General features: G+C 40.9%; 27 protein-coding genes and 1 pseudogene. 7 read left to right on the top strand and 21 right to left on the bottom strand.

The window, feature by feature from the left end; genetic code table 11:
* Positions 1-101 precede the first annotated feature (101 nt).
* Positions 102-1418, top strand: a complete 1317-nt coding sequence (locus BOD01S_RS18080) for a globin-coupled sensor protein (protein ID WP_036152031.1) — start codon at positions 102-104, stop codon at positions 1416-1418.
* 65 nt (positions 1419-1483) lie between these two features.
* Here BOD01S_RS18080 and BOD01S_RS18085 read toward each other — a convergent pair whose 3' ends face one another.
* The 5 genes from BOD01S_RS18085 to adh form a co-directional block, all read right to left on the bottom strand.
* Positions 1484-1963, bottom strand: coding sequence for an acyl-CoA thioesterase (locus BOD01S_RS18085; protein WP_036152032.1), 480 nt, complete (start codon positions 1961-1963; stop codon positions 1484-1486).
* Positions 1964-2062: 99 nt separating this feature from the next.
* Complete coding sequence (locus tag BOD01S_RS18090; protein ID WP_036152033.1) at positions 2063-3490, bottom strand: aldehyde dehydrogenase family protein; 1428 nt, start codon at positions 3488-3490, stop codon at positions 2063-2065.
* 14 nt (positions 3491-3504) lie between these two features.
* Positions 3505-4485 (bottom strand): DUF4003 family protein, encoded by a 981-nt coding sequence (locus tag BOD01S_RS18095; RefSeq protein ID WP_036152034.1) that lies wholly within the window; start codon positions 4483-4485, stop codon positions 3505-3507.
* 88 nt (positions 4486-4573) lie between these two features.
* Positions 4574-4930 carry a DUF779 domain-containing protein gene (locus tag BOD01S_RS18100; protein ID WP_036152035.1) on the bottom strand — a complete coding sequence of 119 codons (357 nt, stop codon included), beginning with the start codon at positions 4928-4930 and terminating at the stop codon, positions 4574-4576.
* An 18-nt stretch (positions 4931-4948) separates the two neighbouring features.
* Complete coding sequence (adh, locus tag BOD01S_RS18105; RefSeq protein ID WP_036152036.1) at positions 4949-6469, bottom strand: aldehyde dehydrogenase; 1521 nt, start codon at positions 6467-6469, stop codon at positions 4949-4951.
* Positions 6470-6737: 268 nt separating this feature from the next.
* Between adh and rluF the strand changes: the two genes are divergently transcribed.
* Complete coding sequence (gene rluF, locus BOD01S_RS18110) at positions 6738-7436, top strand: 23S rRNA pseudouridine(2604) synthase RluF (protein ID WP_036152037.1); 699 nt, start codon at positions 6738-6740, stop codon at positions 7434-7436.
* Between the two features lie 27 nt (positions 7437-7463).
* Positions 7464-8183: a DUF6904 family protein gene (locus tag BOD01S_RS18115; protein ID WP_036152038.1), complete on the top strand. Its 720-nt coding sequence runs from the start codon at positions 7464-7466 to the stop codon at positions 8181-8183.
* Positions 8184-8295: 112 nt separating this feature from the next.
* Here the strand turns inward: BOD01S_RS18115 and BOD01S_RS18120 are convergent, their stop codons facing one another.
* From BOD01S_RS18120 to BOD01S_RS18165, 10 genes are all read right to left on the bottom strand, one after another.
* On the bottom strand, positions 8296-8793 hold the full coding sequence (locus tag BOD01S_RS18120; RefSeq protein ID WP_036152045.1) for a cupin domain-containing protein: 498 nt from the start codon (positions 8791-8793) through the stop codon (positions 8296-8298).
* A gap of 75 nt (positions 8794-8868) precedes the next feature.
* Positions 8869-9576: an ABC transporter ATP-binding protein gene (locus BOD01S_RS18125; protein WP_036152047.1), complete on the bottom strand. Its 708-nt coding sequence runs from the start codon at positions 9574-9576 to the stop codon at positions 8869-8871.
* Positions 9576-10352, bottom strand: a complete 777-nt coding sequence (locus tag BOD01S_RS18130; protein ID WP_036152050.1) for an ABC transporter ATP-binding protein — start codon at positions 10350-10352, stop codon at positions 9576-9578. Before BOD01S_RS18130 ends, BOD01S_RS18125 begins: the two co-directional genes overlap by 1 nt.
* A complete protein-coding gene (locus BOD01S_RS18135) occupies positions 10349-11287 on the bottom strand; it encodes a branched-chain amino acid ABC transporter permease (protein WP_036152052.1) in 939 nt (312 codons plus the stop codon). Before BOD01S_RS18135 ends, BOD01S_RS18130 begins: the two co-directional genes overlap by 4 nt.
* An 11-nt stretch (positions 11288-11298) precedes the next feature.
* On the bottom strand, positions 11299-12174 hold the full coding sequence (locus tag BOD01S_RS18140) for a branched-chain amino acid ABC transporter permease (protein WP_036152054.1): 876 nt from the start codon (positions 12172-12174) through the stop codon (positions 11299-11301).
* Positions 12175-12278: 104 nt separating this feature from the next.
* Complete coding sequence (locus BOD01S_RS18145) at positions 12279-13472, bottom strand: ABC transporter substrate-binding protein (RefSeq protein ID WP_407656006.1); 1194 nt, start codon at positions 13470-13472, stop codon at positions 12279-12281.
* Between the two features lie 214 nt (positions 13473-13686).
* Positions 13687-14115, bottom strand: coding sequence for a hypothetical protein (locus BOD01S_RS18150; RefSeq protein ID WP_036152058.1), 429 nt, complete (start codon positions 14113-14115; stop codon positions 13687-13689).
* An 11-nt stretch (positions 14116-14126) separates the two neighbouring features.
* Positions 14127-14729, bottom strand: a complete 603-nt coding sequence (locus tag BOD01S_RS18155; protein WP_036152060.1) for a class I SAM-dependent methyltransferase — start codon at positions 14727-14729, stop codon at positions 14127-14129.
* A gap of 97 nt (positions 14730-14826) precedes the next feature.
* Positions 14827-15273, bottom strand: a complete 447-nt coding sequence (locus BOD01S_RS18160) for a CoxG family protein (protein ID WP_036152062.1) — start codon at positions 15271-15273, stop codon at positions 14827-14829.
* A 79-nt stretch (positions 15274-15352) separates the two neighbouring features.
* Positions 15353-16834, bottom strand: coding sequence for a methyl-accepting chemotaxis protein (locus tag BOD01S_RS18165; protein ID WP_036152064.1), 1482 nt, complete (start codon positions 16832-16834; stop codon positions 15353-15355).
* 230 nt (positions 16835-17064) lie between these two features.
* Here BOD01S_RS18165 and BOD01S_RS18170 point away from each other — a divergent pair.
* Positions 17065-17353 (top strand): annotated as a pseudogene (locus BOD01S_RS18170) (YbjQ family protein).
* A 173-nt stretch (positions 17354-17526) separates the two neighbouring features.
* Here the strand turns inward: BOD01S_RS18170 and BOD01S_RS18175 are convergent.
* Both BOD01S_RS18175 and BOD01S_RS18180 read right to left on the bottom strand, forming a co-directional pair.
* Positions 17527-18354, bottom strand: a complete 828-nt coding sequence (locus tag BOD01S_RS18175; RefSeq protein WP_036152066.1) for a GNAT family N-acetyltransferase — start codon at positions 18352-18354, stop codon at positions 17527-17529.
* A gap of 96 nt (positions 18355-18450) precedes the next feature.
* Complete coding sequence (locus BOD01S_RS18180; protein WP_036152071.1) at positions 18451-19332, bottom strand: LysR family transcriptional regulator; 882 nt, start codon at positions 19330-19332, stop codon at positions 18451-18453.
* 124 nt (positions 19333-19456) lie between these two features.
* Between BOD01S_RS18180 and BOD01S_RS18185 the strand changes: the two genes are divergently transcribed.
* The gene (locus tag BOD01S_RS18185; RefSeq protein ID WP_036152073.1) at positions 19457-20647 is read left to right on the top strand and encodes a coenzyme F420-0:L-glutamate ligase; all 1191 of its coding nucleotides are present in this window, start codon (positions 19457-19459) and stop codon (positions 20645-20647) included.
* A 100-nt stretch (positions 20648-20747) separates the two neighbouring features.
* Here BOD01S_RS18185 and safA read toward each other — a convergent pair whose 3' ends face one another.
* Entirely contained in the window at positions 20748-21350 is a 603-nt protein-coding gene (gene safA, locus BOD01S_RS18190; protein ID WP_088321765.1) for a SafA/ExsA family spore coat assembly protein, read from the bottom strand.
* A gap of 351 nt (positions 21351-21701) precedes the next feature.
* On the opposite strand from safA, the gene pgeF reads away from it, so the two are divergent.
* Positions 21702-22457 (top strand): peptidoglycan editing factor PgeF, encoded by a 756-nt coding sequence (pgeF, locus tag BOD01S_RS18195; RefSeq protein WP_036152077.1) that lies wholly within the window; start codon positions 21702-21704, stop codon positions 22455-22457.
* A 20-nt stretch (positions 22458-22477) separates the two neighbouring features.
* On the opposite strand, the gene BOD01S_RS18200 is transcribed toward pgeF, so the two are convergent.
* The 3 genes from BOD01S_RS18200 to BOD01S_RS18210 all read right to left on the bottom strand — a co-directional run bounded on the left by BOD01S_RS18200 (position 22478) and on the right by BOD01S_RS18210 (position 25265).
* The gene (locus tag BOD01S_RS18200; protein ID WP_036152079.1) at positions 22478-23362 is read right to left on the bottom strand and encodes an aminoglycoside phosphotransferase family protein; all 885 of its coding nucleotides are present in this window, start codon (positions 23360-23362) and stop codon (positions 22478-22480) included.
* A gap of 87 nt (positions 23363-23449) precedes the next feature.
* A complete protein-coding gene (locus BOD01S_RS18205) occupies positions 23450-24430 on the bottom strand; it encodes a GGDEF domain-containing protein (RefSeq protein ID WP_036152081.1) in 981 nt (326 codons plus the stop codon).
* Positions 24431-24455: 25 nt separating this feature from the next.
* Positions 24456-25265 carry an alpha/beta fold hydrolase gene (locus BOD01S_RS18210; protein WP_036152084.1) on the bottom strand — a complete coding sequence of 270 codons (810 nt, stop codon included), beginning with the start codon at positions 25263-25265 and terminating at the stop codon, positions 24456-24458.
* Positions 25266-25646: 381 nt separating this feature from the next.
* On the opposite strand from BOD01S_RS18210, the gene BOD01S_RS18215 reads away from it, so the two are divergent.
* Positions 25647-26837, top strand: a complete 1191-nt coding sequence (locus BOD01S_RS18215; protein ID WP_036152085.1) for a M14 family metallopeptidase — start codon at positions 25647-25649, stop codon at positions 26835-26837.
* The last annotated feature ends 118 nt before the right edge of the window (positions 26838-26955 follow it).

Below are 26955 nucleotides of genomic sequence, written 5' to 3' on the forward strand. Positions count from 1 at the left end.
TTCATTCAAGACATGCCCAAAAAGACTAAAAAATAGTAAAATGGTTTGTAGAACTAATGTTATAGATTGTGTATTTCAAACAGAGAGAATGGAGATTCCCCATGTTCAATTTATTTAATAGATCTTCTGCAAAACCAAGTGCAGGATTTTTTAATGTTGAAGATTATATCAAAGAAGTAACTTTAGACCTGTCAGCCTATCCGGAGCTGAACAAGCAATTGCAATTACTCAATCTAACGAAAACAGATTTAGCTATTTTAAAGCAACTGCAGCCTTTAGCAGCCGACACGATTCCTATTATGGTTGATGAATTTTACAAAGCAATCAGTTTAAGCCCGGAATTGATGAACATTATAGAAAAATCCTCACGTATTGATAAACTAAAAGTAACTCTTCACAAGCATTTGGCGGATATTTTCACCAGCAATATTAATAGCGCCTATGTAGAAGAACGGAAAACAATCGCCCATGTACATGTTCGAATTGGGCTTCGCTCAAAATGGTATCTAGCATCCTTTCAATCCTTAATGACGACGTTTATTAGTTTCATCCAGACATTGGCCTTATCTGCAGATGATGCGGCCAAAGCGATCAATGCTTTCTCTAAAGTCATTAATTTGGAACAGCAGCTTGTAATTGAAGCATATGAAAAAGAAGAAGAACGCCTTCGTATGCAGACCGAGGAATTAAAGCATAACCTCATTCATACGATTCAAAATACCGCAGAAGAGCTTTATGCGATCAGCAGCGAAACAAATAACTCGTTGGCTGCCATCTCAGTCCAGACAGATGAAATCGCCTCCGCTACCCATCAAGGTTTAGACTTTGTGGCAGAAACAGAGGATAAATCAAATCGAGGCAAGGAGCATCTAGCCAACCAAACCGAGTTGATGAATACGGTATTAGAGCGGGTTGATATACTGGAAGGCTCTATGGATCAGCTACGGGTTTCTTCCCGGAAAATTTCTGAAATCGTTGGCCTTGTAACAGGAATCGCCGACCAAACAAACCTCCTTGCATTGAATGCCTCCATTGAAGCAGCTCGAGCCGGGGAGCATGGAAAAGGGTTTGCTGTAGTGGCCGAGGAGGTTCGAAAGCTGGCGGAAGAAACCAAAACTGCCGTAAAGGATGTATCAATCCTCATCCAGGAAACAGAATCAAATATTAGCAGCATGGCGGACTCAGTCAGCAGTGTTGATTCCCAAGTAAAAGTCAGTGTTAATACCCAGCATGAACTAACAGCATCATTCAGCGCTATCGCTGAAGCTGTTTCAGGGATCCGTACACAATATATGAGCACATCCAGAGAAATTGGGACAATCTCTAAGTTAATTACAGAGCTGGCAGATGGAGCAGGTCTTGTCTCTACATCATCTGACCAATTAATTGGAATTGTTCATGAGCTGTCAAAGGAATAATAAATAATGAGGGGGCTGTCCGGAAATTTAACATTCCGGACAGCCCCCTTTACTTATACAAATTTCTATTTATGTGCCAGTTCGCGTTTTTTCTTCCGATATTCACGACGTGCAGGGCCTGTTTCAAATAAACGGCGTTCTGTTTCCGTCTCCGGGTGGATTCCGACCACCTCACGAGGTTTCCCCTGTTCGTCAATCGCCACCATTGTAACGAAAGATTCTGTTGTTAACCGCTCTGCTCCTGACTTCAAATCACGGCAAACTACACGCACATAGACCTCCATCGATGTTCGACCTGTATACGTAACCATAGATTCAAGTTCCAGTACATCTCCTGCATAGGCAGAAGAAACAAAATCTACTGAGTCAATAGAGGCTGTGACAACCTCTCCCTTTGAATGCTTCATTGCTGCTAACGCAGCTATTTCATCAATATATCGTAATACCTGCCCGCCAAAAATTGACTTGTGATGATTTGTATCAGAAGGCATGATTAAACGTGTTTGGTGTGTACGCGAAGAGCTCATCGGTACAGTATTTCCCATAGTTCCGCACTCCCTAAAAGATGATGGTTCTACTGTAACACTCCTAAAACGTGCTTTTCAATTGTTTTGCTGAAATAATGAATATTTAGTCTCATATGACTAAAACACTGTTTTCATTGTAATAAATTTCAAGTGTGTCATTTCTTCCAAAGCGTATTTAATTCCTTCTTTTCCATAACCGCTCATTTTTACGCCGCCATATGGCATATGGTCAACACGGAATGTAGGAATATCATTGATGATGACTGCACCTGCTTCCAGTTCATCTGCAGCCCTCATAGCATCCGTTAAGACGTTTGTATAAATCCCTACATTTAAACCGAGCTCCGTATCGTTTACAAGGGAAATGGCCTCATCCAATGTTTCATATGAAACAATGGATACAATTGGTGCAAAGGTTTCTTCGCATACGATTCTCATATCTGCCGTCACATGCGTCATAACAGTCGGCGTTAATGTTCGCTCTGTAAATTCTGCTCCTGTAGCTACTACAGCCCCTTTTGCTTTTGCATCCTCAATCCATGATTTAATACGCTCCACTTCATGCGGGTGGATCATGGCACTGACATCTGTCTCACTATTCATTGGATCACCTAGACGAAGCTTTTTCGTTTCAGCAACAAATTTCTCCACAAACTCATCATATATAGATTGATGAACATAAATACGCTGCAGCGAAATACATACTTGTCCAGCGAAATTAAAGGCGCCGCTCACTGCCCGTGGAATCATTTTCTCAAGAGGGGTAGAGGGCTCGACAATAACGGCCGCATTTGATCCTAACTCCAGTGTAATTCTGCGCAGACCGACCTTTTCTTTCATTTTCAAGCCTACTGCTCCACTTCCTGTGAATGTTACTTTTTTGATAAGCGGGTGTGTTACTAAAATATCCCCAAGCTCTCCACCTGATCCAGTCACAATTTGTAAGCATCCGTCTGGAAGACCAGCCTCCTTAAAGATTTCAGCCAGCACAAGAGCGCTGAGCGGTGTTTGTGTAGCCGGCTTTAATACGATTGTATTGCCAGCGGCTACAGCAGGCCCTACTTTATGGGCCACGAGATTAAACGGAAAGTTAAATGGTGTGATAGCGCTTATGACACCAAGTGGTACGCGCTTTGTATAGCCAAGGCGGTCTGTCACACCAGGTGCGGCATCCATCGGTACTGTTTCACCTGTCGACTGCTTTGTTGCCTCAGCAGAAAATTGATATGTGGCAATCGTACGATCTATTTCAACTAAACCTGCTGATATGGGTTTCGCTGCTTCCTTTGCTAAAATTTCAGCCAGCTCCTGCTTGCGTTCACGCATAATTGTTACAACATTATATAAAATTTCGGCACGATCATAGGCTGCCATTTTCTTAAAGGATTGGAAAGCTTCATGAGCCCCTTCTATAGCACGCTCCACGTCCTGTACATTCGCCTTTGCTACTTTTGCAATTATTTCCCCACTATATGGTGAGGCCAAGTCATATGTTCTCTCTGCCGCTTCCCATTGTCCATTAATCCATAGCTTTGTTTCCTGCATAAAAAGCACCTCCGTTAAAAGTTCACATCAATATCTAATAAACCAGCCAGTCCTTCTGTCGCACCAACCGGTAAGTAAAAAAACAAATCACCAAGTTCCAGAATCCCCTGCCAACCCGTGAAACGCTGCGTATCAATTACTTGATGTAATCCGCCGTACTCCCTTACGAACTTTTGGATAGCAATGATTAACGCAAGCTCCTTTACTCCCTTTAGCGCCTTTGAGTTTCGCAGCTGCTCTTCCAGCATCACAACCTTCACGATGACCTGTGTATCTGCAGCACTTAAGGCAAGAATCCCGAGAAATGGATAATGAATCCTCTTTATATGTATACCCTTCTTTTCCAGTTCTATTTTGAGCTGTGCCACATATTCGGCAAACTCCTGTTGAAAGTGAGCATCATATAAAGTTAAAATTTGTGTGAGTGTTTGGAGTGAATCCCCTGCCTTAAATCCGAGCATATGCAATGCGTCGAAATAGTCATGCATCGTTTGAGCATATAGATCTATGTCGCTGTCTTCGGGGGCCGTTACAATAACTGCAAGCGGAAAATCACTCTTCCTCGTCAAAATAGGATGATGCTTGCTCATCTTGTCATATAATTTTTTGGCCCGTCCAGCATGTTTTTTATCCTTTAAAAAGAAGGAGCTAATCACACGATATGAAGACTGGCCAAAGCGATGTTCATCCAGCAGAGAATCCTTTTTCTCTACTTGCAAAGCACTTTCTTCTATATTTCCGTCTAATAATAAACTGGCCGCAACTTTATATAGTAAACCTATATTACGACTGCACGGCCGAAAAACATGGAATGGTCCTTTACCGGATGTCATTTTATCCATCACTGCCTGATGTTCTACTCCGCTATAGGTTCGGTTAGCGTACGTATATTGGGCAGCTAAAGAAACTACGGTACGTAAATCCGGATGCCCCCCTGTATAATTGAACACCTTTGTATAGTTTTTCTCCAGCATTTGTATGAACTGTGCAGGCATATTCTTCACTCCTCTGTTCTATTGTACGCCTAGGCATTTCTTATTTTACAGAAAAAAGACTTTGCGCCATAAACAGCGCAAAGTCTTTTTAGCTTGAAAGCTCTTTTAATTCTGCTGGAGTAAAAGCACGAGACCTTGTGAGGAAACGCTTTCCTTCTACACCTTCCAGTGAAAACATACCACCTCTACCTTCCACTACATCAATAATAAGCTGTGTATGCTTCCAGTAATCAAACTGGTTCTTATGCATATAAAATGGGCACTCGCCAATTTCGCCTAATAAAACATCCTGATTACCAAGAATCAAGTCGCCTTCCGGATAGCACATCGGGGAAGAGCCGTCACAGCATCCGCCCGATTGGTGAAACATAATCGGTCCGTGACGTTTTTTTAGCAACTCAATCAGTTCCAGTGCAGCATCCGTCGCGATGACTCGCTCTGTCATACATGCACCTCCCCTCGCTTAAAAGAATCCTAATTTATTTGGGTTATAGCTTACGAGCAAGTTCTTCGTTTGCTGGTAGTGACTTAGCATCATTTTATGATTCTCACGGCCGACACCGGACATTTTATATCCGCCGAATGCTGCATGGGCAGGATACTGGTGATAGCAGTTCGTCCAGACACGCCCTGCCTGGATTTCGCGGCCAAATCGGTAAGCTGTATTCATGTCGCGCGTCCAAATACCAGAGCCTAATCCATATAATGTATCGTTTGCAATCTCTAGTGCCTCTTCCTGCGTTTTGAACGTTGTAACAGATACTACAGGACCGAAAATTTCCTCTTGGAAAATCCGCATTTTATTATGGCCTTTAAATACGGTAGGTTTAATATAATAACCACCTGCTAAATCACCTTCAAGGGCGTTTCTTTCACCCCCGATTAAGCATTCCGCGCCTTCCTGCTTACCAATATCCAAGTAAGAAAGGATTTTCTCCATCTGTTCGCTCGAGGCCTGAGCACCCATCATTGTACTTGGATCAAGCGGGTTCCCCGTTTGGATCGCTTCTACACGTTTCAGAACGCGCTCCATGAATTTTTCATAGATTGATTCCTGAATGAGGGCACGGGATGGACAAGTACATACTTCCCCTTGGTTAAGGGCAAATAAAACAAAACCTTCCACAGCCTTATCTAGAAAATCATCATCCTGTGCCATAATATCTTCAAAGAAAATGTTTGGCGACTTTCCTCCCAGTTCCAATGTGACCGGGATAAGATTTTGGGATGCATATTGCATAATCAAGCGGCCTGTCGTCGTTTCTCCCGTAAAGGCAATCTTGCCGATACGTGGGTTTTGAGCTAATGGTTTTCCTGCCTCAAGCCCAAAACCATTGACAATGTTAACGACCCCAGGAGGCAATAAATCTTCGATTAATTCCATCAGTACCATGATGGAAACCGGTGTTTGTTCTGCTGGCTTTAATACAACACAGTTTCCTGCAGCAAGCGCTGGAGCCAGCTTCCATACCGCCATTAGCAACGGGAAGTTCCAAGGAATAATTTGACCCACTACACCGATTGGTTCGTGGAAATGGTAGGCAACTGTATCGTCATCAATTTGGCTGAGTGTCCCTTCCTGGGAACGGATTGCCCCCGCAAAGTAGCGGAAATGATCGATTGCTAGCGGCAAGTCAGCATTTAGCGTTTCACGCACTGCTTTTCCGTTGTCCCATGTCTCTGCGACTGCCAGCATTTCTAGGTTTTGTTCAATACGGTCAGCAATTTTCAATAAAATGTTACTGCGCTCTGTCGTTGATGTTTTTCCCCATGCCTCTTTTGCTTCATGGGCTGCATCCAATGCCAATTCAATATCTTCTTCCGTTGAGCGGGCTGCCTGCGTAAAGGCTTGGCCTGTCACTGGTGTGATATTGTCAAAGTACTGGCCCTTCACTGGCGGTGTCCATTTACCACCGATGTAATTGTCATAGCGCTCTTTGAAATTCACTAATGCTCCATCTGTGTTCGGAAATGCATAAACCATTGAAAACTCTCCCCTTTGCCAAAAATTATTCGTTGAATACCTCTCTGTCGTTTGTATGCTCATGCTTGCCAATACTATGTAACTACAAAAGGTATCTCCATTTACTATATTGTCAGAAAGGGGGAATGAATTCAATTCAAAAGCACAAATTTTCTAAATTTACTGATAATGCTATTCCGGTATATTTTTAGGAAGAAGAATGCTTACAATACATAAAAAAGTTCCCATATTGTATACTGAAACTATTCTAATAATTAGGTGGAAAACTATGCGTATCAATAAATTTTTAGCAGAAACAGGAATTACTTCCCGCCGCGGGGCCGATAAGTGGATTGAAGAAGGGCGAGTCACCATTAATGGCGTGACAGCATCAGTCGGCAGCAAGGTAGAGGAAGGCGATACAGTATACGTGGATGGCAAACCAGTTCAAAAAGAGGAACAGCTTGTTTATATTGCTTTGAATAAGCCGGTCGGTATTACAAGTACAACTGAAAAACATATTAAGGGGAATGTTGTGGATTTTGTTAATCATCCACTGCGTATCTTCCATATCGGACGTCTTGATAAGGATTCCGAAGGGTTACTCCTTCTTACAAATGACGGAGATATCGTCAATGAAATACTGCGGGCTGAGCATCATCATGAAAAGGAATACGTTGTACAGGTGGACAAGCCAATTACAGAACAGTTCCTGAAAAGAATGGCAGGCGGTGTAGAAATTTTAGATACAACGACGCTTCCTTGTAAGGTAGAAAAAGTTTCGAGCCATGTATTTAAAATTATTTTGGAGCAAGGGTTAAACCGTCAGATTCGCCGTATGTGTTCAGCGCTTGGCTACTCGGTTAAACGCCTGCAGCGGATTCGGATCATGAATATACATTTAGGCAGTCTGAAAGTCGGGCAGTGGCGTGATCTCACAGAAAAAGAACGGACAGAGCTGTTCAAACTACTGAATTACAAACAATAATTTACGTAGCAAAGGGGATGGGGATGTATGCTGACAATTCAACCAACAGAAAGGCTTACTGGCTTTCGGATTAGTGGAGACTATTGGGATATCGATTCATTACTGACAGCTATTTATGAAGTGATGGGTGATGAAAACCGCTACTTTGATTTTCAAGGGGCTCGAAATCGCATTCTCCATGTCTGTTTAGAGCTCCGCAGGGCGACGAAAGGAGAACGTCATATCGAGTTTGTGGCAAATGGCATCCATAAAGGGCTTGAAAAAGAAAAAGAGATAATCGCCCCAAAGAAAAATGTCTATTTCTCTGTGAACATTTTAATGCCTGAGCTTATTTTCACAGTGGTCGCTCTCAATGACTTTATCCGTCTCCACAAGGAAATGATCGATTTATCAATGTGGAATATTCATATAGCTACAGTACGTAATTTTCAAGCAGCAGTGGCTGCTGTGTTGAAGGATGTGTGGGAGAAAGAGCATTATGCTGTCTTTCTTCAAATGCTTCTTAGCAAGCAGTCTTTCTATTTTCGCTATGCAACACAGTATGTGGATGTACTAAATCTCGAATATCTTCATTTATCCATTGAAGAGCGGCAAAGCCTTATGTCCGCTTATGCCTTGAGGCTATTAGTCGAAGATGATAGCTACATAGCGTTAAAGGAACAGTTAATGACAACTGCAAGCACTACAAAGTACGCAGTTCATGAGCTTAATATATCTATAAAATATCCCGAAACAATAGATTGGTAGGAAATTTTCCGCTGCATGGATATAGGAGAGGAAACTTATATATATATTTTCATAGCTTCCAAATCAGAGCAGCTTAAGAAGATTGAAGCTGCTCCCTTTGTCCATGTATAGCCTAATCTAGTTTTTCATAGGCCATTTTACGGATGACCAGCTCATGCTGGGGATACTCCTCTAGCAATTCTGTTTGGGTAAACAATTCAAAATCTGCATAATCAAAACCAGGTGATACCATGCATCCTACGAGACTGAAAGTAGAGGATTCATCGACAGAAGACCCAAAAATCGTGTTCTTCGGTACAAGTATTTGGGGTGCTTCCCCCTTTTCTACATTCAGCCCTAGTTTTCTTGCCTCATATGTGCCGTCTTCGTAGATCATATGAACTGTTAATGGGCTTCCGGCATGGTAATACCAAAGCTCGTCTGATTGCAGCCGGTGAAGATGAGAGATATCCTGCGAACGCAGCAGAAAATAAATGCTCGTATACCCCGGACGGCCGCCTGTCTGCGTTGCTACCTGCCCCTCCCCTGTATAGGTGGAGGTATAAAATCCTCCTTCAGCATGTGGTTGTAAGTGTAAATGTTGAATATAATAATCCGCATCAAATGTCATATCAATCGCTCCTTTATACCCCTACTATATCAAAAAAGGCATGTTCCAAGTGAGTCGGAACATACCCTTTTTCCTTTACAGTCCGCCTAGGTAGGCTGCTTTTACTTCTTCACTTTCCTGTAGCTCCTTAGCCGTACCTGAAAGAACAATGCTGCCTGTCTCAAGTACATAGGCACGATGCGCGACGGACAGAGCCATATTAGCATTCTGTTCTACTAATAGCACTGTTACGCCTTCCTTATTGATCATTTCGATAATATTGAAAATATTCTTTACCATCAGCGGGGCAAGACCCATTGATGGCTCATCCAAGATAATTAATTTCGGCTTTGACATCAATGCGCGTCCCATTGCCAGCATTTGCTGCTCACCGCCGGATAATGTACCGGACAATTGCTTGCGGCGTTCCAATAGGCGCGGGAATAATTCATATACATGCTCCATATCTTTTTTAATGCCATCTCGGTCTTTTCTTAAATATGCCCCGAGTTCCAAATTTTCCTCTACTGTCATATTTGAAAATACCCGGCGTCCTTCTGGTACATGGGAAATTCCACATTTTACAATCGTTTGTGCGGGCTTTCCATCTATGCTTGAGCCTAAATACTCAATCGATCCTTTTTTTGGTTTCAGCAAGCCTGAAATCGTTTTTAGCAGTGTGCTTTTTCCAGCACCGTTTGCCCCAATTAATGTAACAATCTCACCTTCATTTACCTCTATGGAGAGGCCGCGTAACGCTTGAATATTGCCATAATATACATCAATGTCATTAATCTTAAGCATTATACTGTAACCTCCTCACCCAAGTACGCCTCGATTACTTTAGGGTTTGCACGTATTTCCGCTGGTGATCCTTCGGCAATCAATTGTCCATGATCCAGCACGTAAATACGTTCACAAATCCCCATGACAAGGTGCATATCATGTTCAATCAGCAGGATTGACAAATTAAATTCCTTACGGATAAATGCGATAAGCTCCATCAAATCATATGTCTCCTGGGGATTCATCCCGGCTGCAGGTTCATCCAATAATAACAGCTTTGGTCCGGCAGCAAGAGCACGGGCGATTTCTAACCGCCTCTGCATGCCGTACGGGAGATTTTTCGCCAGTTCATTTTTATATACATCAAGCCCAAATATTTTCAAAAAGGCAAGGGATTCCTCTTCCATTTTTGATTCGCCTTTAAAGTGACTCGGCAGACGGAAGATGCTGGAAAGCAGATTATGTTTAGCCAGGCCATGGTTTGCGACCTTTACATTGTCCAAAACAGACAGTTCTTTAAAAAGACGAATGTTTTGAAATGTCCGGCTGATCCCCCCTCTTGTTACTTTATAAGGATCTAGACCGTTAATCGATTTACCATTGAACGTAATATTTCCTTCTGTCGGTGTATAAACACCTGTCAGCATGTTAAAGGTTGTTGTCTTACCGGCGCCATTTGGCCCAATAAGGCCGACTAATTCCCCGGGGTTTATATACATATCCACCTTTTGAACGGCCTTTAATCCGCCAAAGGTAATTCCTAAATTATCTACTTTTAAAAGAGCCTCACTCATGCATTAGACCCTCCTCTTTTACCAAACTTAAATAAATCTGTTACTTCTTTTGTACCGAGCAATCCTGATGGACGATAAAGCATAACAAGGATCAATACAAGTGAATAGATAATCATCCTTGTCTCAGGGAAGCCCTGCAGATATGTTGTGACGATTGTCAGAAAAACAGCTGCAATAACTGATCCAGAAAGACTGCCCAATCCACCCAGCACTACCAAGATTAAAATATCAAATGATTTTAAGAATCCAAAAGTTGTCGGTTGGATAATATAAAAGTTATGAGCATAAATAGCTCCTGCCACACCTGCGAAGAATGAACCAATCGCAAAAGCGACAACTTTATAATAGGTCGTATTAATGCCCATCGCATCTGCAGCGATTTCATCTTCTCTTATCGAGATACATGCACGTCCGTGACGCGAATTTGTAAAATTCGAGATGATTAAAATTGTGATGACTACACCAAAGAAAGCATATGTCCAGTTTGTTTGGTGTGTAATCTGCATGCCGGCTGCACCGCCAACATACTCAATATTTAAGAAAATGATTCGAATAATCTCCGCAAAGCCGAGTGTGGCAATCGCTAAATAATCCCCTTTAAGACGAAGGGTTGGAATTCCAACAAGTAAACCGGCTAATGCCGCGACAATTGCCCCCAGTAAAATACCCGTTATAAACGGCATCTCAAGCTGCATTGTACAAATCGCAGAAACATAGGCCCCGACTGCCATAAAACCGGCATGGCCAATGGAAAACTGACCGGTAATACCGAGAATGATATGTAAGCTGACCGCAAGCATAATATTGATACACATCGTAATTAACATGTTCTGATAATAGAAGGTTACGGTACCATTATTAATCAGCACCTGTATGACCGCATAGATTACTAGAGCAAGGACGATATAGCCCCAGAAAACTTTTGATTTTTTCATACGCTCCCCACCTACACTTTCTCGCGCGCATTTTTACCGAAAATGCCCGCAGGTCGTAAAATTAAAATTAAAATCAAGATGACAAAGGCTGCTGCATCACGCCATAAAGAATAGCCTAAAGCACTAACCACCGTTTCTACTACACCAAGTAAAAGACCGCCTACCATCGCACCAGGAATAATTCCGATTCCTCCTAGAACTGCTGCGACAAAGGCCTTCAAGCCTGGCAATACACCCATTAATGGTTCAATACGTGTGTAATAAATACCGAAAATGACACCCGCTGCACCAGCCAGGGCAGAACCAATCGCAAATGTGGCAGAAATCGTATTATCAACATTGATACCCATTAATCGTGCTGCATCTGCATCATGGGAAACTGCACGCATTGCTTTCCCGATTTTTGTTTGATGTACGATAAATTGTAATAGCAGCATCAGTACAAGCGAAATGACTAGAATAATGATTGCCTGTACGCTGATTTGTGCACCCAGAATTTCGATTTTTGAATTTTCAATCACCGTTGGGTACGCCTCTGGTGAAGCACCACGGAAGAAAATTACCGTATATTCAATCAATAGAGAAACGCCGATTGCTGTAATTAGCGCTGCAATCCGGGTAGCATTACGAAGGCGCTTATAGGCTACACGTTCAATAATGACTCCGATGACTGCACAAAGAATCATCGCTAAAATCAAGGCAGGAATAAAATGCATATCCCAGCGTGCAATAGCGTAAAAACCAATGAAGGCACCAAGCATGAAAACATCCCCGTGTGCAAAGTTAATCAGCTTAATGATGCCATATACCATCGTATATCCGAGGGCAATTAATGCATAGATACTACCTAGTGACACACCATTCACAAGTTGTTGTATCCATTCCATTTCGTTTCACTCCTTTATCCATTACTATGTTTGACTAGTGTAAAAAAGTTCTCTTTTAAAAAGGGAAAAAAGGGAGGCATATCGAGCCCCCCTAGAATGGTGCATTAAGGATTCACTTTTGATTTGAACTCTTGATTACCGTCTACGAACTCTAGAACTGTTGCTGATTTAACTGGGTTATGGTTTTTATCCACCGTAAATGTACCTGTGATAAGACTTAAATCTTTTGTCTCCGCTAACGCTTTTTGAACTGTCTCTCCTGTCACTTTATCACCGGCGCGTTCAATAGCATCTTTTAAGAAGTACACTGTATCATAGCCAAGCGCGTGGAATGCATTCGGTTGTTTACTGTACTCTGCTTCGAATGCTGATACAAAGTCTTGGATTTTCGGATCAGGGTCTCCTGAAGAATAATGGTTTGTAATGAATGTATTATTTAGGGCATCTGGGCCAGCTAATTCTACCAGTGTCGGTGAGTCCCACCCGTCAGCACCCATTAATGGAGCGTCGATTCCTAATTCACGGGCCTGTTTAACGATCAGACCAACCTCCTCGTAGTATCCTGGGATAAATACGAAATCTGGATTCTCTGACTTAATATTTGTTAATGTAGATTTGAAATCTACATCATCTGTTACGTAAGCTTCCTCTTTTACTACCTTGCCGCCATTTTCTTCGATTTGCTTTTTAAAGGATGCAGCCAGGCCTTTTGCATAATCTGATGTAGAGTCCATATAAATGGCTACATTTTTAGCCTTTAGCTCTTCTGTTGCAAAGTTTGCTGCTACAATCCCTTGGAACGGGTCGATAAAGCATGTACGGAAAGCATAGTCATTTACCTTTCCATCCTTATCTACTGTCACTGTCTCTGCCGTACCAGATGCAGTCACCATTGGTACCTTGAATTGATTGGCAGTCTGTACAGTCGCTGTTGCATTCCCGGAAGTTGCCGGTCCAAGCATCGCCACTACCTTTTCCTGCTCTGCTAAACGAATTCCTGCCGTTACAGCCTCTGCGTTATCTGATTTATTATCTACTGCAATGTACTCAATTTTTTTACCGTTAATGCCGCCATTTTTATTGATTTCATCGATTGCCAATTTTGCTCCATCATTGATGGAAGAACCGTAGGATGCCACCCCTCCAGAAAGTTCGAGATTAGCCCCGATTTTAATTGTATCCCCATCTGATGAACCGCTTCCCCCGCTTGATGAACCGCCTTCCTCTGATGCCCCGCAACCAGCAAGCATACCAGCAAGAACCGAAGTTGCCAAAAAGATTGATGCGAATTTTTTCATCTTTGAATGTTTCATATCCCTTTTCCCCCAATGAAATAAAATTCAAATATTAGATATTTCTGATAATTATACATGAAGAAAATACTATTCACAATAACTTATATGAATATTCAAAATTAATTATCTATACTAATATTTTCGATAATTAAGACTTTTGTATTGTAAAACATCTTAGCGCTTTCGTCTAGTCTGATTTTTCAGTTTTTTCATATTATTATCGTAGATTCTTTACCAATAAAAAACCTAATAATAAACCGTAGAGGATATGGGCTCCTACCCAAATGAAAAATGCGGGAAAAGAAGTAAGAGGCGGGGTGCTTTCTGATAAATTGGTTAAAGGATAATAACAAATTGCTATAGCGGTATTTAATCCTATGCACAATACAATAAGGGCTCCAGCAGTCATTCGATGCCGGTTTGCTACTCCCATTACTATAAATGCCAGCAGGACAGCAACAGTAAGGTGAAGAACGAATTCCCCAAACTCCGATAGCTGGTAGGATCCAAGCCCCGGGATATAGTCAATATTTAGTAATAGCGTATATACCTTATATCCTGTTGCCTGCTGCGCAAGCTTCAGCAGGAGCCCAAGCGAAACTCCTGCAATAATACCGTTGCAAAACGTATATGCTGCCTGTTTCATGTCAATTCCACCTACCAGTCCAACCTGAAGACACAGATTCGTTCATTTTCATTTTTATGGCCCCGCAATCTTACTTCCTTAAGGAGATCAAAGTTTGTTTCATACTGAAGATACTGCAAATAGTCTGGTGCCGGATAATAGAGAAGAAGGTGTATTTCACGTGGGCGTTGTTCAAAGGACCATAAAATATTCATTAGAACCTTGCGGAAAATTTGGATTGAAAAAGGATTAAAAAAGAAGAAGACGTTATCCCTTTCAGCCACTTCATAATCTTCCGCCAGCATATTGAGAAAAGTAACAGGAATCAGACGCTTCCTTGCCTTTTGAAGATACCTTTCCCGATTGTTCATTGCCTCTAAGAAAAACTTGTAGTCCATTTCAATGCCGGTCGATGGTACTTGAAAGGCGTGATGCAAATAAATAGGTACCCTTCCTTTCCCACATCCAAAATCCACTACTGACGCATGTTCAGGCAGCTCGTAGCTTTCAAATAGCTGTTCTAGGGCTTCATACGGCGTCGGCTCATAACGATGGTAGTGAGAGGATTTCGGATAACCAAGTTGGTAACCCGCTGTATCGATATTCAATAATTTTTCAAAATGCTGTTCTTTCATGCGCTACCCCTTTCTCATTGTCAACTTTCTTTGATTAATCAATAGCCTTTATAAAAAATAGCGAAGGGCAGCTCAGTAATTCTGAGCTGCCCTTCTATTATACAGCAGCCTGAGAAACATGCTGCGCCATAGATTTCACATGCTGTTCAATTGTCTGTGGAACAAACTTTTCAAGTACAGGATTAATCATTGATGCTAAAAAACCGCCGGCTTTCATATTTAAATATCCACTCAGATGATAGCCCCCGGATTCAACACGCTCCATTTCAAAATAGCCTTCACCGTTTATGTTATCTGACAAGCCTACTAAATCAAAAGAAATTCTTTTATTTTCTACTATTTCTTTTATAGTAAGCTGTAGTTTTACCGCCTTTTCTACAATGCCAAAATCACCTTTAAACACCCAAATCATTTCTTCCTCTTTCGGCAATTCATGATGCAAATAGCCTGGCACTAACTGAGCCCACTCAGCTTTGTTCCGCAAAAAAGCCCATAATGTTTCCTCACCAATCTGGACTATTTCTATATGTGTACTGCTTGCCATCCCAACACCCCTTATTCTGACTATTTATTAAATTCTATCAAAACAAGGGTTATTTTACAAATATAGGATTTTGTATCTTCTATATTTTAGAACTTAGCGCACGTAATTCTTCATTTAACTCTTCAAGCTCTTCAGCAACCTGGGCGATAGAGCTCAACATTTCATTCTCTTCAGAAATAGCTGAAACAATTTCTGCCGTAAGGGCTGTGCTCTCCTCGGAGACGGCAGCAAGCTGCTCAATTTTCGCCACCACTTGCTGGAATTCCTCGTTTGCCTCATGGGTTGCTCCCACTTTAGCCATTAGTTTTTCGGTTGAACCGTTGAACGCTACTTTAATCCGATCAAATGCTTGGGCGATTTCTTCTAAGAGCTGTGCTCCTTCCTCCACGGCAGCTTTTCCTGCATGGACCTGTGATTGTGCCGCACCTGATTTTGCAAAAAGCTGACCTGTTACTTCTGTAATTTGGCTGGCTGTTTGAGCACTTTGTTCTGCTAGCTTCCGCACTTCCTCTGCCACAACGGCAAAGCCTTTTCCATGCTCTCCAGCTCTAGCTGCTTCAATTGCTGCATTAAGTGCTAATAAATTTGTTTGATCTGCAATATCCTTAATTCCACCAAGTAAATAATTAACCTTTGTCAGACTTTCCTGTAAATCATCTACCGTATTGGTTGTCGTATGGATTGTTCCATGAAGTGTGTCCATATGATTAGTAACTAGATTTACCTTCTCCCAACTGGAGACAATAGCTTCATTCATATGTTTAGAGTCCGCCACGACCAGTGCAGAGGTTTTCGCTGTTTCATCTATTTTTTTCATGGAGGCTTGCATCACCTTATTAATGCTCTGCGCCATTTCTGCCTCCTCCTGGATGGATTCTGCAATTTGCTGTGCCGATTGCAAGATCGTTCCACTAATCGTATTCATCGTTTGAAGGCTGCCGCTTACTTCATTCACATTCGTACTCAACTTTACCGACCCTTCACTAATCGCCTGAAGCACACCCTTTAAATCCTCCATTACTTCGGTCGCTTCCTGCTGCTTCTGTTGTGTTTCCTGAATGATAGCCCGCCCCCATTTACTTAAGCGGTAAATCATATATTGGCAGCCATTCATAGCCGCATACACTATAATGAACTGTGGTAATTCATTGTTTTGGGCAAGAAAATTCTCTGCTGCACCAAAATAAAGGCCCAGCATCAGTATATTTATAACACCCCAATGTATAAGGGTTACAGCCCGATCAAAATAAAGCGCTGCCATAATGACAGAGATAAATAAGAAATAATGTTTATTGATTGCATAACCGTCTATAAAGAAAAGTACTGCTGTGACAACTGCCGGAAGCATAGCAAATATAATTCCTTTTAACCGGTCAGGAATTTTTAAAAAATAATTCACTGCAGCAAGGCCGAGAATAAGGACACCTACCATAATATATAACGATGCTTTACTAAACCCATACATATATATCAATGGACTAACAATTAGTAATACCATAATTACCGTTGTCCCTAGATTCAATCTATGTGCCCAGTTCATATTGAATTGCTTTCCTCCCATACACTACCTCCGTACTATTTTTATTTATTTTATGAGCCACTTATACTATTGTAAAAAAGATTATATAACAAAAAATTTACATAAAATATAGGGGAATGGAACAAAGATTTTAGATTTTACGATAGTATATCAACATAAATTACAGGAAATAATATCTATCTCGTTTCATTATGGAACATTTAATTTTTTACATCTTACATAATAAGAACTACACAGGGAGAGTAGAATTTATATTAATTAATACAACTTCTACATTAGAAGGCAAAACAGTCGACGTGTATCATGGGAACAAATTTTGTATGGGATATCTTTGCCTCTGTCACTGATATCGTTTGGGGACGTAGTGCATCCTATGAAGTGAAGCTTGCTGAGGGTCGTAAAATCGCCCTGAAAGAAATGACTGCAAAAGCTCGTGAGTTAGGAACAAATGCAGTAATAGGCGGTGATTTGGATTTTGAAACTCTGCGTGAAGGCATGATGATGTGCCTTGCAACTGGAACAGCTGTCACAGTAAATTAGGTAAGCTGAAGAAAAAATGTGTAAAATAAAGGGGTCAACAGATTTTTAGGTAATTCCCTTTAGACTAAGAAGGTATTATTTTAATATAAATTCCCTAAGGTCAATGTCTCTTCAAATCTTTAACAAAGAAAATAGGGCTGCCTTGAAGTTTTCGACTGGGCAGCCCTGTTCTCTTACATTGTTTTTTCCATCCATACCTGTTCTGCTTTCACTGTAAAGCCCTGCTTCAGCAAATAATGAATCACTGGATCATTTTTTATAAAGTTCACAAACATTAATGGCGTATCCTTTTCTCCTAATGTAGCTAACATACGGAGAATATGTGCTGGATGCTCTGTTAGCAGCTTTAACTGATAAACATTTACCCGACTAAGCTTTTTATCTTCACTCCATATTCTCCGAAAAAGAGAATAGCCCACTACTTTTTCATCTATCTTAAATACATGAGCCTCTCCCTGCTTGATGCTAGCAGGCTGGCACTGCCAGACAACCCGTTCCTGATAATCAAACAAAAAAGGAAGTTCCTCGGGGCTGCACACTTCATACTCTAACGGCTCTGCATCTTTTTGTACCCCCAACAAAAACACAAGTTCCTCTACAACTGTATAACCGTATTTTTGATATAGCTTAATAGCTGTTTCATTACTTTTAATCGCTTCTAACGTGGCTATTTTCACTTTTTCCCGTGCATACATGGCCATTGTTTCTTCCATTAACTGATGAATAATACCGCTGCCCCTGTATTCAGGAGCGACGGCTGTCCCTCCATTCCAAGCAATGGACTGCCCTTCCCGTACCCGAAATCCATTCATGATAATACCAATAGGCTCCCCTTTTACGAAGGCAACGATTGAATGATTGGGTGATAACTCTTCTGTAACAAGCCGGTTTAAAAACATCGTTTCATCCATTTCGAGGTTGACGGCATAACCATCGAATCCCCGATTCCAAGCCATAACCATTTCACTCACTGTACAGTCGGTCAATTTTTTTATTTCCATTGTCACATCACCTTTCCCTCTACATATCAATTGGCTGCTATCTTCCAGAGAGACTCTAAATAGAAAAAACTTTTTCTTATTGTAATAGATTAGCTATCAGGAATAAATGAGTTGGATGAATTTTTCAGCTGCTCTTGATAAAGGCACCGATCTTAAGTGGCAAATCCCTATGTTCCTTATAGGAATTGGTTGCTGGAGCGGAATCTCATGAACAAGCCCTCTCCCTAAATAGTCCTCAGAGAATTCCTTTGTTACACAGGCAATTCCTAAGTTTATTTTTGCAAACTCCAGCAGCAGTTCATGAGATCCTAATTCAAACTCTGGAGAAATAATAAATCCTTGGTCTTTTAAATAATCTTCCACATACTTCCTTGAATTGGCCTTCCTCTCTAAAAAAATGAGCGGCATTTTCATCAGAAAGTTTAGGCTGACGGGACGCTCGATCATATTTTTGTACTTTTCCCCGCATACAAAAATATCGTGTATTTCCTTACATGCACTAACATTTAGCTGCTCATCTTGAACCGGCAAATTACAGATCCCGAGATCCGCTTCTCCCGCTTTAATATACGCCACAATTTCACTGGTAGTACCGTTCAGCACCTTTAATTTGATACCGGGATACTTTTTAGAGAACGCTTCAAGAGTCGGCAGCAGATAATAGCGGGATATCGTATCACCGACTCCTATACGGAGCCGTCCGGTTGAGAGATTCTGAAACTCCAGCATCTTCCCCTCTCCCGCCTCGAGTATACCAAGTGCTGACTTAACATAATCATGTAATACCTCTCCTTCACTCGTCAATGTGACTCCTTTAGGTGTGCGATAAAAAAGATATGTGCCGAGATCCTTCTCTAATTGTGCCATGGCTTGGCTGATAGCCGGCTGTGTCATATAAAGTGACTGGGCGGCCTTGGAAAAACTATTGCATTTACAAACGATATGAAATATACGATAAAGATCAAGTTTTCCTAACATATAATTTCTCCTTATATAGCATATTAAAAATATTAATTTTACTTATATCATGCAAAGGAGTTATAGTACAAATTGTATGAGATAGAATAAAGTAACTTTTTATATAGAGCAGGGGGAGTTATTAATGGAACGGGTAGTCGGAACAGTAGTACGAGGCCTTCGCGGACCAATCATCAATGAAGGTGATAACATTGAAGAAATTGTGGTAGAAACTGTTTTAAACGCGGCAAAGGTAGAGGGATATGACATCCAGGACCGGGATATCATTACGGTTACTGAATCAGTCGTAGCACGGGCACAAGGAAATTATGCCTCTCTTGATCATATTGCTGCAGATGTAAAATCAAAATTCGGTGAAGATACAGTAGGAGTCATTTTCCCGATTTTATCACGTAACCGTTTTGCTAATGTATTACGCGGCATCGCACGGGGTACAAAGAAAATTGTTTTAATGCTAAGTTATCCATCCGATGAAGTTGGCAACCATCTTGTAGATATTGATGAGCTTGATGTAAAAGGTGTTAACCCATGGACTGACACATTAACAGAAACTGAGTTCCGAACACATTTTGGTTATAAAAAACATACTTTTACAGGGGTAGATTATATTGAGTACTATAAGGAATTGATTACTGCTGAAGGTGCTGAAGTAGAAGTGATTTTCTCCAATAACCCAAAAGTAATTGTAGATTATACAAAATCCGTACTCGCTTGTGACATTCACTCCCGCTTCCGGACAAAGCGTCTTGTCACGGCTGCCGGTGCCACAACAGTTTATAGCCTGGATAATATTTTATCCCGTTCCATAGACGGTTCAGGCTTCAATGCTGAATATGGCCTGCTTGGCTCAAATAAAGCAACAGAGGAAACAGTAAAGTTATTCCCTCACACTTGCCAGCCAATTGTGGATGGCATTGCTGAAAAACTAAAGACAGCAACAGGAAAAAATATCGAAGTGATGATTTATGGTGATGGTGCGTTTAAGGATCCAGTCGGCAAGATTTGGGAGCTTGCTGATCCAGTCGTTTCCCCTGCATTTACCGCCGGACTTGGCGGAACACCAAATGAAGTAAAGCTAAAATATTTAGCAGACAATAATTTCTCTCATCTACGTGGTGAGGAATTGAAGAAGGCAATTTCCGAACATATCAAAAATAAAAACGAAGATCTTGTAGGAGCGATGGAAGCACAGGGGACAACTCCCCGCCAGCTGACAGATTTAATCGGTTCCTTATCTGACCTTACTTCAGGTTCAGGAGATAAGGGAACTCCAATGATTTATATCCAAGGATACTTCGATAACTATACACACTAATCATCCGAATCTTCCGTTTGTCTATTAAAAAACCCTCGCATGCTTCGTTCATGCGAGGGTTTTCTATGATCTCCGTAAGAGATCGAGTATCTAAAAAGGCTTATTTTTTAATAAACATTTGTGACCAATAGTTACCATCTGCCACATAGCCTACACCAATGTGCGTATATTTTGTGCTCATAATGTTTGCTCGGTGACCTTCACTGTTCATCCAAGCTTGTACAACTTGTGCAGCTGATTTTTGTCCTTTAGCAATATTTTCACCCGCTGCTGTATATGAGATACCGAAGTGTTTCATCATATCAAACGGTGAACCGTAAGTTGGGCTTGTATGGCTAAAATAGTTTTTATCATGCATATCTTGTGCTTTGTATTTTGCTACACGAGCAAGTTCCCAGTCGATTTTAAGTGGAGATAATCCTTCCTTTGCACGCTCTACATTTACAAGACGTACAACTTCCTCTTCCACACTTTGCTGATCATCTTTAGCAATCGCAATCTTTTGACCTGGATAAATTAAATCTGGGTTTGCTAGATTTGGATTTAAAGAAATTAGCTCTGACAGACCTACTTGATTTTTTGAAGCAATTTTCCAAAGTGTATCGCCTTTTACTACTGTATATGATGAAGATGCCGCTGAAGCGGTAATCGGTAATGCGATTGATAATGTAAGAGCTGTTACCATAGCTGCTTTTTTGAACATGTATATCATCCCTTCTTTTTTGCTTGACCTCATCATACATGAATATACTAGACTAAATCACTATCGAAAATTTGGTAGCTTCATTACAAAACCGTTACATTTGTCATAATAGAAAGGACCTATCCTTAAACAATCATGTTTTCCTTGAAACATTTTTGTAATATAAAAAGAAATAGGAATAAATTTCATGTTTTTTATTTCTGTTTACCTGTATTTTCTTTAAAAAACACAGGAAATCAGCACCCTCTTATTGCAACATGCCAAGGAATAGAATAGATTATTGCAGCAGTCCTATGTCATACTGATGGAAAGATAAAATTTTTTAAAAAGAAATGAGTATCGGAGGAAATGATGAAATATTATAAAAACCTAGGAAAATACATTGCGGGAACAACTATGAAAGAGGAGGCATCAGCGGAAGTAAATAATATGGCCCTTCATGTTTGTGAAACTCCTGATGCTGTCCTCCACAATCGCGCACGGTTAGCAGGAGAACTTGGGTGCGTTCCTGCTGATTTTGTATGCGCTGTGCAAACACATAGCGCTAACTTTTATAAGGTGACGGAAGCCGACAGGGGAAAAGGTGCCTTTACAATGGAAGATGCGATTGCAGATACAGATGCACTTTATACGTATGAAACCGGCATTGTTCTTACTTCGTTTTCTGCTGATTGTGTACCTGTCCTTTTATATAATGACAAAAGCGGTGTAATTGGCGCTATTCACTCAGGCTGGCAGGGGACGGTAAAGGAAGTAACACCAAAGCTTCTTCATCAATTAATCATAGAAGAAGAAAATGACCCTTCCTCATTTCATGTCTATATCGGACCTGCACTAAGCCAAGAAAAGTTTGAGGTTGACCGGGATGTATATGAAAAATTCAAAGCTTTAGGCTATGCTGATGAGTTTATATACTACAAGGAGGAAACAAATAAATATCATATCGATAATCAAAAAACCGTCAAAAAGCAGTGTGAACTTGCCGGTATCCCCTCATCTCATATTATAATAGATCCTACATGTACTTATCTGGATAACCGCGGATTCTCTTACCGGGAAGATAAAGGCTGCGGACGCCATATGAGCTTTATCATGAAGAAAGAATGATAAAGCTCTATTTAGGTATTTTATTCGTTCAATAGATCATCAAGCAATTGAATGGTTGTTAGCATCCCTCTCCAGTCTCCCTCTTCTTCTACCGCCCAGCATGTTTGAAGAGTGAGCAGCGCGATGGATGCTTTAAGCAGCCTCTTTTTATTTATATACAGTAGATTGCTGATGCTTTCCACCCTTTGCTTTAATACGGCGGGACTATGGAGTTCATTAAAGAGAAAGGGAACAAAATCAAAATACACATCCCCTATTACTCCTTTTGGGTCAATCGCACACCATCCTCGTCTTTGGTCATATAAAATATTGTAATGGTGGAGGTCTCCGTGCAGCAGTTCATCACCTGCTGACGTTGTTTGAATGTGTCTTACATATTGACCGGCCTTGGCTAAAAGTTCGTTTGAAATCGTGCCTTCTTCTTTTGGATTTCTTTTCATATATTCATCTAGACCGTTAAACCACTGATAAATAGAAGGGAAAGAGGGTTTTGCCGGCCTTCTCAGTGCCTGCCATACATCTACATAATGGAAAACAGCTTCTTCCTCGCTTTTTACTTCAGATAGCATAACGCCCGGCTCTAATCTTTCAAGTAAAAGGACCCCATCCGTTTTATCGAAATTCACCAGTTTGGCAAAGCGTTCGCCATTATATAATTCTACAGCATATATTTCACGTGTAACATCTGCCCCAGGAATGCCAAATTTTAAAATGAGGGGACGGAGGTTACAATCTCTTACCTTGATTACAAAATTATATGAAAGATTACCTACAGGCCCCTCCATATAAAGCTGCCATTTTTTTGTATAGCTCTCTACTAAAGCAGGCAGACAAGATAGCCATTTCTCCCCTTCTTTTCCGAATGCGGCTATTATTTTCTTTTTAAAATCTAAAGGAATATTCATCGTATCCTCTTCCTTTTTGCGTATTTATAGAAAAAATCCCAGTGGAAGAAACTCCATGGGATATGACTTTCTTAGAAAGCAAACGATTTAATTTATTTCATCAAAATGAAGGGCACGGTTTCTTCCATTTCTTTTAGCAGCATAAAGAGCTTGATCTGCATGGACAAGAATGGAGGTTTCAGTATCTCCTGCCGTAAAAGTAGCCACTCCAATACTCACCGTCAAGCTTCCTATTTCCTCCCATACAGACTGTTCAACTGCCTGATTTAACCCATCAGCAAGCATCTTTGCTTCATCAGCAGTTGTTTGTGGAAGAAGAGCTGTAAACTCCTCCCCGCCAAATCGGGAAACAATGTCAGCAGGACGTGTATAGCTTTCTAAAACATTTGCTAAATGAACTAGTACATTGTCTCCTACCTGATGTCCGTATGTATCATTCACCTGCTTAAAAAAATCAATGTCGATTATAAGAAGGGAAAAGTCAGTCCCTTCCTGATTATATAACTGCACTTGTTCCTCCAGCTTTTCCTGGAAAAAGCGGCGGTTTCTAAGCCCTGTAAGCTTATCTGTATGTGATAGTTCAAGAAGCCCTGAATTGATAGCCATGAGCTCTGCCTGCTTTGCCTCAATCTCCTGATTTATTTGTTTGAGTTTAGCAAGTGCCTGTTCTTGCTCTCTATAGGCCTCTTCCATCCTTCTTTTTGTCGTTCGAAGCTCTATCTCATAGTCCATACGTTTTTTCATCTGCACTACTATGCAGTCAATGACCTTTTGGCCTCCCCATTCCCTGCTTTTTGCATTCAGTAAAAAGGGAATTGACTGGTCGCCGGCATTTCGGCAACTAATAAATAATTCTTCCACGCAGCCGTATAGATTAATATTCGGAAAAAAATAAGAATGGAAAATCAATATAGCACCTCTTGGTAAAAGGCTTTCTATATGTTTTCCGATCAACGCTTCTTCCTCATATCCCAACCATTCGAGGAAAGTTTCATTTACCTCCATAACAAAGCCCTTTTCATCAATGGAAAAAAAGCCGCATGGTGCAATTCTTAATCGTTCATCCATCATGTATCTCCCTTAACTCTCTGTTCTACCTTTGATGGTGCTTTAAGAATTCCCTGATAATTTCACCTGTTTCTTCAGGCTGGCTGATATGCGGATAGTGTCCCTTTGCTTCCATCAAGTAGAAAGTACTATTTTTTAAATGTGTATGTAAATATTCTCCTGCCTCAATCGGCACAATGCTATCATTTGAACATTGAATGATAAGCGTAGGAGTATCTGCTTTTGACAAGCTTGGCCGGTGATCCGAAAAGAATGTTACTTCTGCAAATTCACGTGCAATCCATGGTGCTGTAGAAGCAAAACTTTCCTCCAGTTCCTTTGTCAAACTGGGATTTTGTGACCCATCCATGACAATCGGAGCCATATAGCTTGCCCATCCCGCAAAATTCATCTCCATCATGTCCAGCAGCTCAATAATATCACTTTGTTCAAACCCTCCATAATAGCCGTCACTATCATTTAAATAACGTGCAGATGGTCCAATCATCACCAGCTTTTCAAAGCAGCCAGGTCGTTTAATAGAAGCGAGCATACCAATCATGGCACTAATGGAATGGCCGATAAAAATAATATTTTCAAGTTGCAGCTCATCTATAATATCAAGTACATCTTTTACGTAACCATGGAGTGTATTGTATTTTGACGACTCATATGCCCCAATATCCGATTTTCCTGCCCCTACATAATCGAATAGTACAAGTCGATAGTCTTCTTTCAACAACGGAACCATGTAACGCCACATGCCTTGGTCGCAGCCGAATCCGTGAGCCAGTATGATTGTTTTTTCCCCTTTTCCTGTTACCGTTACATTATTCCGTTCCGTAACCTTCCGCATAAATAAATTCCATCCTTTACCTTTTTATATAAATTCTATTTTGAATGGGGCTATCTTAAATATCAAGTTATATTAATAGTGTGTACTATAAACAACACATTTTATATATCGCTAATGTAACATGAAGACCGGTAAAAAAATAATAAAAATCAAAAACTATACGGTATGTACAGTTCTCTTACAATTCCTCCTGCATAATAGGCGGAAAAAATTCTACCTCAAGTTTTAAGGAACTACAGCCGAATGCCTGCTTGCCTGTCAATACCCGATCAGCTAGAGAAACCAGGAGGTACTTTCACCCCGGTGTATATAAAATGTTCATTCATAACCCCACTTTTCCGTTCATATATTATGGGAGTTTTCAATACAGGAGGGTACAACATGGATATATATATGAGAGCCGGAGATTCCCTATGGTACTTCAGTCAGCTATTCCGGATTCCCTTCCAGTTAATCATCGACTCCAATCGAAACCTCGACCCGCAAAGAATCATGATCGGGGAGCGAATTAGAATACCCGGCTACACTATCCAGCGCTATCAAATCAAGAGGAATGATTCCTTATGGACAATTGCAAGGCAGCGTAATCTACCATTAGATACTCTTCTTCTCTTGAATCCAGCTATTAATCCAGATTCTCTACAAATTGGCCAAACTATTAATGTACCGCTCAGAGTTACATGGAGACTCGTCAATGGCAGACAAGACTATAGCTATGAAACGATGCGGAATGATTTACAGCGTTTACTTATGGTTTATCCTTTTTTGCAGATTTCCTCTATTGGAAAGTCCGTATTAGGAAAGGAATTGCCGGAAGTCCTGATTGGGAGGGGAGAGAAAAGAATCCATTATAATGGTTCCTTCCATGCAAATGAATGGATTACTACCCCAGTCATTATGACTTTTTTAAATGATTATGCTCTTTCACTAACAAATCAACAAGCAATTCGCGGTGTTATTACTTCACTTTTATATGAACAAACAAACCTTTCGATTGTCCCCATGGTGAATCCTGATGGTGTCAATTTAGTACTGCAAGGTCCGCCTGAAGAGGAGCCCTATAAAAGTAATGTTACCAAATGGAACGGAGAAAGTATGGATTTTTCCGGTTGGAAAGCGAATATAAACGGTGTCGATTTGAATGATCAGTTTCCTGCCAAGTGGGAGAAAGAAAGAGAAGACAATCCAAAAACACCGGGCCCAAGAGATTATGGAGGTGAAAAGCCATTATCACAGCCTGAAGCGATCGCTATGGCTGATTTAACAAAAAAGCGGGATTTTGCCCGTGTACTTGCTTTTCATACACAGGGGGAGGTAATCTTTTGGGGATTTGAAAATCTTGAGCCCCCGGAAAATGAGTTGCTTGCTGAAGAGTTTGGACGGGTAAGCGGATATGAACCCGTGGAAACAACGGACAGCTATGCGGGCTATAAGGATTGGTTTATACAGGATTGGCACCGCTCAGGCTTTACGATAGAGCTTGGTGAAGGTACAAACCCACTTCCTATCGCTCAATTTGATGAGATTTATGAGGAAGTATTAGGCATTTTCCTAGCCGCCCTGTATTTATGAGAGCCAAACGAGAAGCCTGAAAGTTTTTGGATTTCAGGGCAGCTCCATTTTTTCAACTGTACGATAAAAGTATTACTTCTTCCATTTCTATATTAATGCCCAATCCTTTTCATTATAA

It is taken from the genome of Lysinibacillus odysseyi 34hs-1 = NBRC 100172, from assembly GCF_001591965.1.
GTDB lineage: Bacteria > Bacillota > Bacilli > Bacillales_A > Planococcaceae > Lysinibacillus_B > Lysinibacillus_B odysseyi.

Excerpts from the sequence above, each read along its gene's own strand:
- BOD01S_RS18080 (WP_036152031.1), top strand. The coding sequence starts at position 102 with ATGTTCAATTTATTTAATAGATCTTCTGCAAAACCAAGTGCAGGATTT.
- BOD01S_RS18085 (WP_036152032.1), bottom strand. The coding sequence starts at position 1,963 with ATGGGAAATACTGTACCGATGAGCTCTTCGCGTACACACCAAACACGT.
- BOD01S_RS18090 (WP_036152033.1), bottom strand. The coding sequence starts at position 3,490 with ATGCAGGAAACAAAGCTATGGATTAATGGACAATGGGAAGCGGCAGAG.
- BOD01S_RS18095 (WP_036152034.1), bottom strand. The coding sequence starts at position 4,485 with ATGCCTGCACAGTTCATACAAATGCTGGAGAAAAACTATACAAAGGTG.
- BOD01S_RS18100 (WP_036152035.1), bottom strand. The coding sequence starts at position 4,930 with ATGACAGAGCGAGTCATCGCGACGGATGCTGCACTGGAACTGATTGAG.
- adh (WP_036152036.1), bottom strand. The coding sequence starts at position 6,469 with ATGGTTTATGCATTTCCGAACACAGATGGAGCATTAGTGAATTTCAAA.
- rluF (WP_036152037.1), top strand. The coding sequence starts at position 6,738 with ATGCGTATCAATAAATTTTTAGCAGAAACAGGAATTACTTCCCGCCGC.
- BOD01S_RS18115 (WP_036152038.1), top strand. The coding sequence starts at position 7,464 with ATGCTGACAATTCAACCAACAGAAAGGCTTACTGGCTTTCGGATTAGT.
- BOD01S_RS18120 (WP_036152045.1), bottom strand. The coding sequence starts at position 8,793 with ATGACATTTGATGCGGATTATTATATTCAACATTTACACTTACAACCA.
- BOD01S_RS18125 (WP_036152047.1), bottom strand. The coding sequence starts at position 9,576 with ATGCTTAAGATTAATGACATTGATGTATATTATGGCAATATTCAAGCG.
- BOD01S_RS18130 (WP_036152050.1), bottom strand. The coding sequence starts at position 10,352 with ATGAGTGAGGCTCTTTTAAAAGTAGATAATTTAGGAATTACCTTTGGC.
- BOD01S_RS18135 (WP_036152052.1), bottom strand. The coding sequence starts at position 11,287 with ATGAAAAAATCAAAAGTTTTCTGGGGCTATATCGTCCTTGCTCTAGTA.
- BOD01S_RS18140 (WP_036152054.1), bottom strand. The coding sequence starts at position 12,174 with ATGGAATGGATACAACAACTTGTGAATGGTGTGTCACTAGGTAGTATC.
- BOD01S_RS18145 (WP_407656006.1), bottom strand. The coding sequence starts at position 13,472 with ATGAAAAAATTCGCATCAATCTTTTTGGCAACTTCGGTTCTTGCTGGT.
- BOD01S_RS18150 (WP_036152058.1), bottom strand. The coding sequence starts at position 14,115 with ATGAAACAGGCAGCATATACGTTTTGCAACGGTATTATTGCAGGAGTT.
- BOD01S_RS18155 (WP_036152060.1), bottom strand. The coding sequence starts at position 14,729 with ATGAAAGAACAGCATTTTGAAAAATTATTGAATATCGATACAGCGGGT.
- BOD01S_RS18160 (WP_036152062.1), bottom strand. The coding sequence starts at position 15,273 with ATGGCAAGCAGTACACATATAGAAATAGTCCAGATTGGTGAGGAAACA.
- BOD01S_RS18165 (WP_036152064.1), bottom strand. The coding sequence starts at position 16,834 with ATGGGAGGAAAGCAATTCAATATGAACTGGGCACATAGATTGAATCTA.
- BOD01S_RS18175 (WP_036152066.1), bottom strand. The coding sequence starts at position 18,354 with ATGGAAATAAAAAAATTGACCGACTGTACAGTGAGTGAAATGGTTATG.
- BOD01S_RS18180 (WP_036152071.1), bottom strand. The coding sequence starts at position 19,332 with ATGTTAGGAAAACTTGATCTTTATCGTATATTTCATATCGTTTGTAAA.
- BOD01S_RS18185 (WP_036152073.1), top strand. The coding sequence starts at position 19,457 with ATGGAACGGGTAGTCGGAACAGTAGTACGAGGCCTTCGCGGACCAATC.
- safA (WP_088321765.1), bottom strand. The coding sequence starts at position 21,350 with ATGTTCAAAAAAGCAGCTATGGTAACAGCTCTTACATTATCAATCGCA.
- pgeF (WP_036152077.1), top strand. The coding sequence starts at position 21,702 with ATGAAATATTATAAAAACCTAGGAAAATACATTGCGGGAACAACTATG.
- BOD01S_RS18200 (WP_036152079.1), bottom strand. The coding sequence starts at position 23,362 with ATGAATATTCCTTTAGATTTTAAAAAGAAAATAATAGCCGCATTCGGA.
- BOD01S_RS18205 (WP_036152081.1), bottom strand. The coding sequence starts at position 24,430 with ATGGATGAACGATTAAGAATTGCACCATGCGGCTTTTTTTCCATTGAT.
- BOD01S_RS18210 (WP_036152084.1), bottom strand. The coding sequence starts at position 25,265 with ATGCGGAAGGTTACGGAACGGAATAATGTAACGGTAACAGGAAAAGGG.
- BOD01S_RS18215 (WP_036152085.1), top strand. The coding sequence starts at position 25,647 with ATGGATATATATATGAGAGCCGGAGATTCCCTATGGTACTTCAGTCAG.